Source organism: Frondihabitans sp. 762G35 (genome assembly GCF_002074055.1).
Classification (GTDB): Bacteria; Actinomycetota; Actinomycetes; order Actinomycetales; family Microbacteriaceae; genus Frondihabitans.
On record NZ_CP014619.1, the window covers coordinates 1,414,729 to 1,427,293 of the forward strand.

Genomic DNA, 12,565 nt, shown 5'->3' on the forward strand with positions numbered 1-12,565 from the left:
CGACGCGGTTCAGAGCGAGCCCAGGACGTCGAAGACGTAGATCGAGGTCGTGGCGGTGCTCGACGTGGCGCTCGGCGGGATGACCACCATCACCTGGGAGCCGACCGTCTGTCCGACGAGGGCCTTCTTGAACTGCTCGGGCAAAGTGGCGTCGCCGAGCGGGATGGTGGTGGCGGCGTCGCCGTTCGTCCACGACGACTCCTGCACGGTCGGCTTCGCGGCCCAGTCGACCGCGGTGAACTGCACGACCGCGGTGTCCTTCGCCATGAGTCGGTGACCGGAGCCCTTGCGGACGAGCTGCACGACCTCCTTGGTCGGGGCGGCGACGTCGGGGACGCTGATGCCGGGCGCGCCGTTCGGCGCAGTCACGACGGCGGGCATGTCGTTGACACCGAGCTGGAGGGCACCGTCGGCCTTCGGGAGGAAGGCCCGCTTGATGTCGATGACCGCCACGTACGCGGGGCCGGACGTGGTGTCGGTCTTGCCGGTCGTCGAGCTGAGGTCGCTGGCCTTGACGGCGACGGCGATGCGCGATCCGACGCGCGAGCACTCGAGGGCGTCGACGAGCGGGCCGCCCTTGGTCGCCCCGACGGTGATCGGCGCGGCGGGCGTTCCGTAGGAGCTCGCCTGCACCTCCTTGCCGGTGGCGCCCGAGTAGATCGTGTACTCGATCAGCGCGGGGGTGCCGTCGGTCAGGATCCGGCCCGAGCCCTCGATCAGCGTGGACACCTCGGTGTGCGACGTGTTGATGGGGGTCGGGACCGTGACGGTCGGCTTCTCGCCGAATTTGCCGGTGGCGGAGACCACGTTCGACGCGTTCCCCGAGGCGGGAGCCGTGCATCCTGCGGAGCCGGGCGCCGGGGCCGTGGCGCAGGCGGACAGCGAGGCCACCAGGGCAGCCGTGACGAGCAGTGCGGGGAGCTTGCGCACGGACGGCAGCGCGGGGAGCTTGCGCACGGATCCTCTTTCTGTTGCTCTGCAGGCGTGACGCCGTGCAGGTCGGTGGCACCGCGGGACGGGCTGTCGCGGGCGGAGCCCGATCAGCCTACCGGGTGGGTCAGGAGACCTTGCCCAGGATGTCGACGACGAAGACGAGCGTCGAGTTGGCCGGGATCGAGGCGTTCGCCTTGTCTCCGTAGCCGTCCGCCGGGGGCACGACGAGAAGCACCTGGCTACCGATGGTCTTGCCCGCGAGGCCCTTGACCCAGCCGTCGATGAGCTGCCCGGAGGTCAGGCTCCCGACGAGCGGCTGGCCGTTCTTCCACGACGAGTCGAACACCTTGCCGTCGCTGTAGAGGACGCCCGTGTACTGCATCATCAGCGTGTCGCCCTCGGCCACCTTGGCGCCGGAGCCCTTGATGAGCGTGGTCGACTGGAGGGTGGTCGGGGCCTTCGTCTTCGGGATGGTGATCGTCGGTGCACCGGTGGAGGAGAGCTTGACGGTCGGCTGGCCGGAGACCGGCTTCTGCGCCTCGCCCTCGGCGCGCCCGGGGAACGCCTTGAGGATGTCGGCGACGAACACGACGGAGTCGGTCGCGCCGATCTTGTAGTCGGCGATGCCCTTGCCGCCCGTGGCGTCCTTCGGGCTGGCGGCGATGGCGATGCGGTCGCCGACGTGGGAGCAGACGAGCCCAGAGCTCAGAGCGTTGAGGTTGGCGTTGGGGCCGGCCACGAGGTAGGTGCCGCTGCTCTTGTAGTCGGTGGTGGTGGCCTTCGCGCCGGTCTTCCCGTCGTAGAGGCTGACCTGGAAGATGACCGGGTCGCCCTTCTCGATCAGCTTGCCCTTGCCCGTGACGAGGGTGGTCTTCTCGGTCTTGTCGGTCGACAGGCCCTTGTCGAAGGTCACCGTCGGGGCGCTGCCCTGCTTGCCGGTGGCCTTGATGCCGTCGGAGAGGCTCCCGGAGGCGACTCCCCCGGAGCAGGAGGCCGACGTGTCGGTCTTCGCCGTGCATCCGGCGAGGGTGAGGCTCAGCAGGGCGCCGACCGTGGCGGCGACGGCGAGGGTCCGGGTGAAGGTGGAGTGGGGCACGTCAGTCCTTTTCCGTGACGGCATCGTCGGCCGTCGTCTCGGTGGTGCGGAGGGCAGAGTCGGCATCGGTGGCGGCGACGGCTTTGGCCGCGGCATCCTGCGCCTGGCGAGCGGTCTTGCGGAGCTTCTTCGACGAGGCGGTGCGCTCGCCGAGGGCACCCGGGGTCCAGAGCTCGACGTCCTCGTCGCTGAAGTCGGACTTCGACGCGCGGCGCTTGAGCGCCGGGAGCACGGTGCCCTCGGCGAGGCGGCGGGCGGTGAGGAGGAATCCGGTGTGCGCGATCATCCGGTGGTCGGGTCGCACGGCGAGCCCTTCGACGTGCCAGGAGCGGACCAGGGTCTCGCTCGACTCGGGGTCGGTGAACGAGCCGGTGTCGCGGAGGGCCTCGGCCGTGCGGGAGAGTTGCGTCACCGTGGCGACGTAGACGACCACGAGCCCGCCGGGTTTGAGGGCCCGGGCGGTCGCGTCGACGCACTCCCACGGGGCGAGCATGTCGAGGACGACGCGGTCGGCCGTGCCGTCGTCGACGACGCCCGGGAGCTCCTCGACGAGGTCGCCCACCGTCAGCGTCCAGTTGTCGGGCCGCTGCCCGAGGAAGCTCGTGACGTTGCCCTCGGCGACCGCGGCGAACTCGTCGCGGCGCTCGAACGAGGCCAGGCGGCCCTCGGGACCGACGGCGCGCAGGAGCGACAGTGCGAGCGCGCCGGAGCCGACGCCCGCCTCGACGACCGTCGCTCCCGGGAAGATGTCGGCGAACGTCACGATCATCGCGGCGTCCTTCGGATAGACGATGGCCGCGCCCCGCGGCATCGACATGACGAAGTCGGCCAGGAGCGGGCGCAGGGCCAGGTAGTCGTCGCCGGTCGTGCTGGTGATCACCGAGCCGTCGGGCAGACCGACCACGGTCTCGTGCGCGACCATGCCGCGGTGGGTGTGGAAGACGCCCCCCTCGGTGAGGGTGATGGTGTGCATCCTGCCCTTGGGGCCCGTGAGCTGGACCTTGTCGCCCCAGAGGAAGGGGCCGGACTGCCGCCGCTGGGCGCTCACGCGTCGGCCTCGGGCAGGGTGCCGAGCGCTCGGCCCCGCTGGAGGAGGTGACCGAGGTCGCGGGCGGTGACGCCGACGAGGGTGTGGTGGCGGAGGAAGTCGCCGTCGTCGGCGAGGGGCGCGTGGTGCTCGACGCCGAGGGTGGCGGCTCCCGCGGCGACCGCGGAGGCGATGCCGGTCGGGCTGTCCTCGATGGCGACGCAGGAGGCGATGTCGACGCCGAGGAGGTCGGCTGCGGTCAGGTAGGCCTCGGGGTGCGGCTTCGCGTGCTCGACCTCGTCGCCGGCCACGACGGCGTCGAACGCGTCGAAGCCGATCGCCTCGGCGATCGAGTCGGCCATGCGGCGGATCGACATCGTGACGAGGGCCGTCTTGACGCCCGCGTCGCGGAGGTCGCGGAGGAGCTCGCGCGCGCCGGGACGCCACGGGAGGTGCTCGCGGATGCGGACGAGGACGTCGTCGGTCATCCGGTCGATGATCGCCTGCTCGTCGAGAGCGACGCCGTGCTGCTGGAGGACGGTGGCGGAGTGCCAGAGGCCGGAGCCGATGAGCGAGTCGCCGTCTTCGCGGCTCCAGGTGCCGTCGTGCTCCGCGACGAGCCGGACCTGCGACTCCTGCCAGTAGGGCTCGGTGTCGACGAGGGTGCCGTCCATGTCCCACAGGACGGCGGCGGGCAGCGGCGGAAGGCCTGCTGCGGAGGAGCCTTCTGAGGCGCGGCGGAAATCGGTCACGACAACCGAGTCTAACCGGGCGAACCCGGGCCGGAGGCGGCACGGTCTATCGTGGAGGATCAGCGCGGAGCCGTTCTCGTGGCCCGCGCAGTGAGGATGTCAGGTGTCGCCAACGTCACGATTCGCCGAGGGGCGGCTGCTCGTCGTCGCGTTCGAGGGCTGGAACGATGCGGGTGAGGCGGCCTCCGGGGTCGCGCGCGCGCTGATCGAGACCCTCGACATGACCGCGATCGCCGAGCTCGACGGCGAGGCGTACATCGACTTCCAGTTCAACCGGCCCCAGGCCGCCCACGACGACGAGGGCAACGCGACGCTCGTCTGGCCGCGGATCCAGCTCCACGCGACGCCGTCGGTCTCCTCCGGCGTCACCGAGGTCGCCGACGGACTCGCCGCGCGCGACGGCGGGCTGCTCGTCCTGCTGGGCGCCGAGCCCTCGCGCTCCTGGCGGAGCTTCGCGGCCGAGATCGTCGATCTCGCCGACGTCCACGGCGTCACCGGCGTCGTGTTCCTCGGCGCCATGCTCGCCGACGTGCCGCACACGCGCCCCATCTCGATCTACGTCGGCAGCGAGAACGACGACGTCCGCGCCGAGCTCACGGTCGAGCGGAGCACGTACGAGGGCCCGGTCGGCATCCTGTCGGTGCTCGGGCAGGCCCTCGAGCAGGCGGGCATCCCGACCCTCTCGATCTGGGCGTCGGTCCCGCACTACGTGCACAACGCCCCGTCGCCCAAGGCCTCCCTCGCGATCCTCGACAAGGTCCAGGAGATCACCGGCGTGGCGGTCCCCCGCGACGAGCTCGTCGAGGAGGCCGAGGCCTGGGAGAGCGGCATCGACGCGCTCGCCGCCGACGACGACGACATGGCCGGCTACATCGAGCAGCTCGAGCAGGCCCGCGACACCGTCGATTCGCCCGAGGCGAGCGGCGAGGCGATCGCTCAGGAGTTCGAGCGCTACCTGCGTCGACGCGACGGCAAGTCCGGCGACGACCCCTGGCGCCCGCCCGCCGTCTGAGTCGCGCATCACAGACGGCGCCCGAGCGATGGCTCAGGAGCGCGGAATCAGGCGCGCAGGTCGATGCCCAGCAGGGCGTGCACCGCGTCGACGTCCACGCTCGTCGGCGGCACGTCCTCGACGACGGCGCGCTCGACGGCCGCCACGGCGTTCGGCGTGTCGAGATCGTCCGCCAGGGCGTCCCGCAGCGCGGCGACCAGGGGTGTCGCCTCCGCCCCCGGCGTCGCGTCGGCCGCCCAGGCGACCCAGTGCGTGATCCGGGCGATCGACGCGGTGACGTCGTCGTCGAACCACTCCCAGTCGCTCCGGTAGTGGTGCTGCAGGAGCGCGAGCCGCACGGCGCGAGGATCGACGCCCGAGGCGACGAGCTCGCTGACCTTGACGAGGTTCCCGAGCGACTTCGACATCTTCTCGCCCTCGTACGCGACCATGCCGGCGTGCGCGTACAGCGATGAGAAGGTCTCGCCCGTGAGGGCGGTCCCGTGCCCGGCGGACATCTCGTGGTGCGGGAAGATCAGGTCGCTTCCGCCGCCGTTGACGGACAGGGGCAGGCTGAGGTGCTCGAGCGCGATGACGGTGCACTCGATGTGCCAGCCCGGGCGCCCCTCCCCGAGGACGGTCGGCCAGGACGGCTCGCCGTCGCGAGCCGCGCGCCAGAGCAGCGGGTCGAGTGCGTTGCGTTTCCCGTCGCGGTCCGGGTCGCCGCCGCGCTCGCGGAAGAAGCGCATCATCGTCTCGGGATCGAGGCGGCTCTCGATCCCCAGGTGCCAGAGCGTCTCCTGCCCGGCGCGGTCGACGTCGAAGTAGACGTCGTCGCCCGCGGACGAGTCGGGCGTGTCGACGCGATAGGCGAACGACGACTCGAGGAGGGCGGACACGGAGCGGGCGACGTCGTCGACGACGTCGGTCACGGCCACGAAGTGGTCGGGCGGGATCACGCCGAGGTGCTCCATGTCGGAACGGAAGAGGTCGGTCTGCGACGCGGCCAGCTCGCGCCAGTCGACCCCGGTGTCGCGGGCGCGCTCGAGGAGCGGGTCGTCGACGTCCGTGGTGTTCTGCACGTAGGTGACCTCCACGCCGGCGTCGCGCCAGATCCGCCCCAGCGTGTCGAAGGCGAGGTAGGTCGACGCGTGGCCGAGGTGGGTGGCGTCGTAGGGAGTGATCCCGCAGACGTAGAGCTGACCGCCCCGCGACACGTCGGTGACGTGCTTCGAGCCCGTCGCCGTGTCGTGGAGGGTGGGGAGCGGTGCGGATCCCGGGAGGGACGGGAGGGCGGGGACGTTCCAGGAGCGCATCAGCCGATCACCCCGGTGCCGAGCAGCACGAAGAGGACCGCGCCGAGTGCGATGCGGTAGACGACGAACGGCAGGAAGCTCCGCTTCGAGATGTAGTTCATGAAGAACGCGATGACCACGAAGCCGACGACGAACGCCACCACGGTCGCCGCCGCGGTGTCGACGAGGGAGTACGGGTTCGAGGCGTTCGAGTGGATGGCCTGATACATCTCGAACAGGCCGCTCCCGAAAACCGCCGGGATCGCCAGGAGGAACGAGTAGCGCGCCGCCGCCGGACGGGTGTAGCCGAGCGCCAGGCCGGCCGACGTCGTCGCGCCCGAGCGGGAGACGCCGGGGATCAGCGCGAGCACCTGCGCGATGCCGATCCCGACGCCGTGCGACCACCTCATGCGCTCGAAGGGCAGCTGCTTCCTCCCGAGGACGTCGCACGCGCCGAGGACGACGCCGAACACGACGAACACGGTCGCGAGGAGCCACAGCGACCGGAAGTCCGTTGCGATGAGATCCTGCGTGAGGTAGCCCACGACGATGATCGGGATGGTCCCGATGATGACGAGCCATCCCATCCTGACGTCGGGGTCGCGGCGGTCCCAGCGGCCGATGAGCGCCAGGAACCAGCGCGACACGATCCGCGAGACGTCCTTCCAGAAGTAGATGAGCACCGCCAGCTCGGTGCCCAGCTGGATGATGGCGGTGAACGCCGCACCGGGGTCGAACTCCTTGCCCGCGGCGTGCGGGAAGAACAGACCGACGAGCCGAATGTGAGCGCTCGACGAGACGGGGAGGAACTCCGTCAGGCCCTGGACGAGGCCGAGCAGGAGAGCTTGGAAGAAGTGGTCCACGTGCGGCTGACGCCTCTCAGTATGTCGCGAGGAGATCGCGCAGGACGCGGGATCCGAAGGTTAGTGCGTCGAGGGGCACTCGCTCGTCGACGCCGTGGAACATCGCCGGGAAGTCCATCTCCTCCGGCAGACGAAGCGGAGCGAAGCCGTAGCCCTCGATCCCCAGGAGGCTGAGGGCCTTGTTGTCCGTCCCGCCCGAGAGGAGGTACGGCAGGACCGGCGCGCCGGGGTCGTGGCGCCCGAGGGTCGACACGATCGCCTCGACCAGAGGGCCGCCGAACTCCGTCTCCAGGCCGATGTCGGTGTGCAGGGTGACGATCTCGATGTCGTCGCCCACCAGCTCCTGCACCTGGGCGAGCACGGCGCCCTCCTCCCCCGGCATGCAGCGGATGTCGATCAGAGCCGACGCCTCGTCGGGGACGACGTTGTGCTTGTACCCGGCGGTGAGGACCGTCGGATTGGTCGTCACCCGCAGGCTGCCGCGGATGAAGCCGGACGCCGTGCCGGTCTTCAGCACGAGCTCGTCGGGGCTCGTCGACGCAGGATCGACGCCCAGGATGCGCGCGACCTCGGCCAGGAGCTCCGTCGTCGTGTTCGTCATCTGGACCGGCCACTCCTGCCGACCCAGGACGGCGACCGCCTCGGCCAGACGCGTGACCGCGTTGTTCCGGATCATCTGCGACCCGTGACCCGCCGTGCCGCGGGCGATCAGCTTGATCCAGACGAGGGCCTTCTCCCCCGTCTGCAGGAGGTACGCGCGCTTGCCGTCGATGAACGTCGAGTACCCGCCCACCTCGCTGATCGCCTCGCCCATCCCGTCGAAGAGCTCGGGATGGTTCTGCACCAGCCAGTGCGACCCCAGGACGCCGCCCGCCTCCTCGTCGGCGAGGAACCCCACCACGAGATCGCGCTCCGGCCGCTCCCCCGCGCGCAGCAGGTCGCCGAGAGCCGTCAGCATCATGGCGTCCATGTTCTTCATGTCGACCGCGCCGCGACCCCACAGCATGCCGTCGCGCACCTCGCCGCCGAACGGATCGACCGACCAGTTCGCAGGATCCGCGGGCACCACGTCGAGATGCCCGTGGAGCACCAGACCCGGCTTCGACCGGTCGCGCCCCTCCACCCGGGCCAGGACGCTCGTGCGACCCGGCTCCGACTCGAACACCTGAGGCGTCACACCCAGCTCGACGAGCTTCGCCTCCACGTACTCCGCGGCGTCCGCCTCCCCGTTCGATCGGCCGGAACCGTAGTTCGTCGTGTCGAAACGGATCAGGTCGCGCGCGATGAGGGCTGTCTCGTCGAGTTCGGTCATGCCACCACGCTACCCGGGGACGACCGTGTCAAAACCGCCCCCGGGATCGTGCTAATGTTTCGAGGCGGCAAAACGCCGCGAACACTCGTCCGGGTGGCGGAAATGGCAGACGCGCTAGCTTGAGGTGCTAGTGCCCGTATAGGGCGTGGGGGTTCAAGTCCCCCCTCGGACACGAACGAAAAAAGGCCATGCCCTCCAAGGGGCAGGGCCTTTTTTCGTTCGTCGCCTTCTGCGACGCTGTCCGCGTCGCGTCGCTCCGCTGGGGTCCTCCGGACACGTGGCACGGGGGACGGCGCTTCGCGCGTCGTGGGCACGAGGTGCGGCGGCACGGGGGACGGCGCTTCGCGCGTCGGGGGCGCGAGGTGCAATGGCACGGGGGACGGCGCTTCGCGCGCCGTGGGCACGAGGTGCGGCGGCACGGGGGGCGGCGCTTCGCGCGCCGTGGGCACGAGGTGCGGCGGCACGGGGGGCGGCGCTTCGCGCGCCGTGGGCACGAGGTGCGGCGGCACGGGGGGCGGCGCTTCGCGCGCCGTGGGCACGAGGTGCAATGGCACGGGGGACGGCGCTTCGCGCGTCGTGGGCCGGGGGCCGCGCGTCGGGGGATCGTGGCTCGGGACGCTCCGGCAGGAGCCGACGTTAGTTAGGCAGGAGTTCGCTCGGTTTGGCGCGCACTCCGCAGGAGAAACGGCTCCTGCGGGATCGTGACGCAGGACGGTGACGCGGAAACTCCTGCTTTAGGGGCACGGGGGACGGCGCTTCGCGCGTCGGGGACGGGCAGCGAAAAGGCTGCGGGGCTGGGAACGGCTCGGGGGGCGGTCGTAGGGTCGGGGCATGGACTATGTGCGACTGGGAACGAGCGGCCTGCAGGTGTCGGCCGTGACGCTGGGAATGATGAGCTACGGCGACCCGAAGAGGGGCGGCCACGAGTGGAGCCTCCCCGAGGAGGAGAGCCGGCCCTTCATCCAGCGGGCCCTCGAACTCGGCATCACCACCTTCGACACCGCCAACGTGTACAGCGACGGATCGAGCGAGGAGATCACGGGCCGCGCGCTCGCCGACTTCGCCCGCCGCGACGAGGTCGTCATCGCGACCAAGCTCAACGGGAGAATGCGCCCCGGACCGAACGGCGCTGGGCTCTCGCGTCTCGCCGTGATGACCGAGGTCGACAACAGCCTCCGCCGTCTCGGGACCGACTACATCGACCTCTACCAGATCCACCGCTTCGACCCGGAGACCCCGGTCGAGGAGACCATGGAGGCCCTCCACGACGTCGTCAAGGCCGGCAAGGTGCGCTACATCGGCGCCTCCAGCATGTGGGCCTGGCAATTCGCGAAGATGCAGTACACCGCCGACCTCGCGGGGTGGACGCGCTTCATCTCGATGCAGGATCAGTACAACCTCATCCAGCGCGAGGAGGAGCGCGAGATGCTTCCCTTCTGCCTCGACCAGGGCGTCGGCGTCCTCCCCTGGAGCCCTCTCGCTCGAGGCCGCCTCACGCGCGACTGGGACGAGAAGACGGCCCGGAGCGAGACCGACCTCTTCGGCAAGACCCTCTACCGTCAGCAGGAGCAGGGCGATCGGGCCATAGCCTCCGCCGTGGCCCGCGTCGCCGACAACCGCGGCGTCTCCCGCGCGCAGGTCGCCCTCGCCTGGGTCCGCCAGCAGGATGCCGTCACCTCACCCATCGTCGGGGCGACGAAGCCGCACCACCTCGACGACGCCGTCGCCTCCGTCGACCTGGTTCTCACCGACGACGAGCTCGACGCGCTCGAATCGCCCTACGTCGCCCGGAATCCCGAGGGATTCTGACGTCGGACCGACCAAACCACCGCCGCCCCTCGACCGCGAGGGGCGGCGGGGGGCATCATGGGGGAATCCATCGGCGACGACGCCGACGAGACTGACGAAGGGTACCGACCGTGACGGATCACGCGACCACTGAGAGCCCCGACGACGGCAAGGCCCGCGAGGCGCAGTCCGGGCAGGAGCAGACCGACCACGGCACCGACGCGCCCCTGAACGGCGGCGAGCACGTCGAGTCGGGGTCCTACACCTCCACGAAGGAGCACGGCGTCGAGTACGACGGCGCCTTCACCGACAGCGACATCCCCTCCGAGGGCGTCAAGCCCGGTGAGACCGACGCCGACCGCGCCGGCTTCGAGGGAAGCTACGTCGAGAGCGACGGCACCGAGTAACACGAGCCCGGGCCGACCCGAGGGGTCGGTCCGTCGGGCGTGACGATGTCGAGGGCGGAGGCCGGGCATCCTGCGCTGTCATTTTTCCGCCGCGGAGCGAATCGACCCCGCGTGCGGAGTACCGTCGAGGCATGACAACACGAATCGTTATTCTGGGTGGTGGTTCGGCGGGTCTCCACACCGCGCTGTGGCTCCAGCGGAAGCGTCCCCCGCAGAGCGCGAGCATCACGGTCATCGACCCGAGCCCGTACATGACCTATCAGCCGTTCCTTCCCGAGGTCGCCGGCGGCCACATCGATCCGAAAGACGTGACCGTCCCGCTGCGGAAGACGCTGCGCCGGTCGAAGTTCATCCAGGGCGCCATGACCGGGATCGACACGGCGGCCAAGACCGTGACCGTCTCGCACGTCGAGGGAACGACCTCCGAGGTCGCCTACGACCACCTGGTGGTCGCCCTCGGAGCCGTGACACGCACGTTCCCGACACCCGGCCTCGCCGAGAACGCCGTCGGCTTCAAGAGCGTCGAGGAGGCGTTCTACGTCCGCAACCGCGTCCTCGCGAACATCGAGAAGGCCGCGTCGACGACCGATCCCGCCGAGCGGGCGAAGCTCCTCACCATCCTCTTCGTCGGCGGCGGCTACACCGGCGTCGAGGCGCTGGGCGAGCTGAACGACGCCGCCAACGCCGCCGTCGACCAGTACCCGCAGCTGTCCCGCCACGAACTCCGCTTCGTCCTGGTGGAGGCGCTCGACCGCGTCGCCCCCGAGGTCGGCCCGGAGCTCAGCAAGTGGACCCTCGGCGCTCTGCGCGCGCGGGGCATCGACATCCGGCTCAAGACCACGATGCCCTCCTGCGAGAACGGCGACTGCGTCCTCAGCGACGGCGAGACGATCCCCGCCGGCACGATCGTGTGGACGGCCGGCGTCAAGCCGAACCCGGCGCTCGACGCGACCGACCTCCCCCGCGGACCGAAGGGTCACGTCAACGCGAACGCGCGCCTCGAGGTCGTCACCGACGAGGGCAAGCGCGTCGACGGCGTGTGGGCTCTGGGGGACAACGCGCAGGTTCCTGACCTGACCGCGGCCAAGCAGCCGGCCTACTACCCGCCGAACGCTCAGAACGCGGTCCGCCAGGCCCGCACCGTCGCCGAGAACATCCTCGCGTCCATGGCCGGCGAGCCGCTGGCGGAGTACCGCCACGAGTCCGTCGGGACCGTCGCCAGCTACGGCATCGGCAAGGGAGCGGCCCTGATCCAGGGCGTGCACCTCAAGAACGTCCTGGCGTGGCTCGCCCACCGCGGCTACCACCTGCTGGCGATGCCGACCTACACGCGCAAGTGGCGCATCCTGACCGGCTGGATCACGAACTTCGTGAGCGGCCGCGACGAGACGACGCTGGAGAACCTCACCGACCCCCGGGCGTCCTTCGTGGCAGCCGCCGGAGGCGTCAAGGAGTAATCGAGACACCTCTCGGCCACCGAGGCCCCCGCTTGCTGTGCGAACCATAGTGAGCGGGGGTTTCTTCTGTCAATCAGGGGATTTCGGGTGACGTTTCCCGTCCAGAGGGTCCGCCGCGTCTTTCCGAGATCACCCGTCTCACCCGTTGCAACCATTCGGGGTACACGAACTGCGGTCATTGGGGAGGACTCCCGTCCGGGGGGTCTCGACGACCCTCGACGGGGACCCCCCGATCGGCCCTGCGGTTGAGGAACGGGCCCGGAACCCCGATCCCTGCAGGCATGGGGATCGAACGGGGTCCCGAACCGAACGGATCGGTCGCCCGACGACCGGAGCACCGCTCCGCCCCGACGACTCCCCCGGGGCCTCCCGCACGCCTCACCCGGGCCACGGGTCCACTCACCCGTTTCGCTCACCCGACGAGGCACGAGCGGAGTCCCCCGAAATGGGGGCATGTGCTTCGTGTGTCGGATGCAATACCGTCAGAGCACACCCGGTAGAACTGGGGAAGTACCACACCCGAAGAAACACCCGCGGTCCAGCCGCGGAACACCCGTAGAACACACCCGAAAAGCTGCACCCGACACCCGAAATCGTCGACGCGCTCCGAGCCTCGAGACAAGCCGTACCCGACGGCCCCTCAC

Annotated in this window: 11 protein-coding genes and 1 tRNA gene; 5 read left to right on the forward strand and 7 right to left on the reverse strand. The window is 70.3% G+C overall.

The features are described 5' to 3' along the window. Window positions 1–9 precede the first annotated feature (9 nt). From AS850_RS06840 to AS850_RS06855, 4 genes are all read right to left on the reverse strand, one after another. A complete protein-coding gene (locus AS850_RS06840; protein WP_119868432.1) occupies window positions 10–957 on the reverse strand; it encodes an FKBP-type peptidyl-prolyl cis-trans isomerase in 948 nt (315 codons plus the stop codon). 100 nt (window positions 958–1,057) lie between these two features. Then, complete coding sequence (locus AS850_RS06845) at window positions 1,058–2,029, reverse strand: FKBP-type peptidyl-prolyl cis-trans isomerase (RefSeq protein WP_119868433.1); 972 nt, start codon at window positions 2,027–2,029, stop codon at window positions 1,058–1,060. A gap of 1 nt (window position 2,030) precedes the next feature. Continuing rightward, window positions 2,031–3,077 (reverse strand): tRNA (adenine-N1)-methyltransferase, encoded by a 1,047-nt coding sequence (locus tag AS850_RS06850; protein WP_119868434.1) that lies wholly within the window; start codon window positions 3,075–3,077, stop codon window positions 2,031–2,033. Further along, complete coding sequence (locus tag AS850_RS06855; RefSeq protein WP_119868435.1) at window positions 3,074–3,730, reverse strand: HAD family hydrolase; 657 nt, start codon at window positions 3,728–3,730, stop codon at window positions 3,074–3,076. The genes AS850_RS06850 and AS850_RS06855 overlap by 4 nt, the downstream gene beginning before the upstream one ends. A 181-nt stretch (window positions 3,731–3,911) precedes the next feature. Here AS850_RS06855 and AS850_RS06860 point away from each other — a divergent pair, with 181 nt between their 5' ends. Further along, on the forward strand, window positions 3,912–4,820 hold the full coding sequence (locus tag AS850_RS06860) for a proteasome assembly chaperone family protein (RefSeq protein ID WP_119868436.1): 909 nt from the start codon (window positions 3,912–3,914) through the stop codon (window positions 4,818–4,820). 47 nt (window positions 4,821–4,867) lie between these two features. Here AS850_RS06860 and mshC read toward each other — a convergent pair whose 3' ends face one another. Genes mshC through AS850_RS06875 form a run of 3 tightly spaced genes read right to left on the reverse strand, consistent with a single transcriptional unit; the run spans window position 4,868 to window position 8,269 of the window. Beyond that, a complete protein-coding gene (gene mshC / locus AS850_RS06865) occupies window positions 4,868–6,115 on the reverse strand; it encodes a cysteine--1-D-myo-inosityl 2-amino-2-deoxy-alpha-D-glucopyranoside ligase (protein WP_119868437.1) in 1,248 nt (415 codons plus the stop codon). Next, window positions 6,115–6,957, reverse strand: a complete 843-nt coding sequence (locus AS850_RS06870) for an undecaprenyl-diphosphate phosphatase (protein ID WP_119868438.1) — start codon at window positions 6,955–6,957, stop codon at window positions 6,115–6,117. The genes mshC and AS850_RS06870 overlap by 1 nt, the downstream gene beginning before the upstream one ends. A 16-nt stretch (window positions 6,958–6,973) precedes the next feature. After that, window positions 6,974–8,269, reverse strand: coding sequence for a M20/M25/M40 family metallo-hydrolase (locus AS850_RS06875; RefSeq protein ID WP_119868439.1), 1,296 nt, complete (start codon window positions 8,267–8,269; stop codon window positions 6,974–6,976). Between the two features lie 87 nt (window positions 8,270–8,356). Between AS850_RS06875 and AS850_RS06880 the strand changes: the two genes are divergently transcribed. The 4 genes from AS850_RS06880 to AS850_RS06895 all read left to right on the forward strand — a co-directional run bounded on the left by AS850_RS06880 (window position 8,357) and on the right by AS850_RS06895 (window position 11,921). Continuing rightward, window positions 8,357–8,441 (forward strand) — tRNA-Leu (locus AS850_RS06880). A gap of 659 nt (window positions 8,442–9,100) precedes the next feature. Continuing rightward, entirely contained in the window at window positions 9,101–10,078 is a 978-nt protein-coding gene (locus tag AS850_RS06885; RefSeq protein WP_119868440.1) for an aldo/keto reductase, read from the forward strand. A gap of 110 nt (window positions 10,079–10,188) precedes the next feature. Further along, window positions 10,189–10,464, forward strand: coding sequence for a hypothetical protein (locus AS850_RS06890; protein ID WP_119868441.1), 276 nt, complete (start codon window positions 10,189–10,191; stop codon window positions 10,462–10,464). 131 nt (window positions 10,465–10,595) lie between these two features. Then, window positions 10,596–11,921, forward strand: coding sequence for an NAD(P)/FAD-dependent oxidoreductase (locus tag AS850_RS06895; RefSeq protein ID WP_119868442.1), 1,326 nt, complete (start codon window positions 10,596–10,598; stop codon window positions 11,919–11,921). Window positions 11,922–12,565 lie beyond the last annotated feature (644 nt).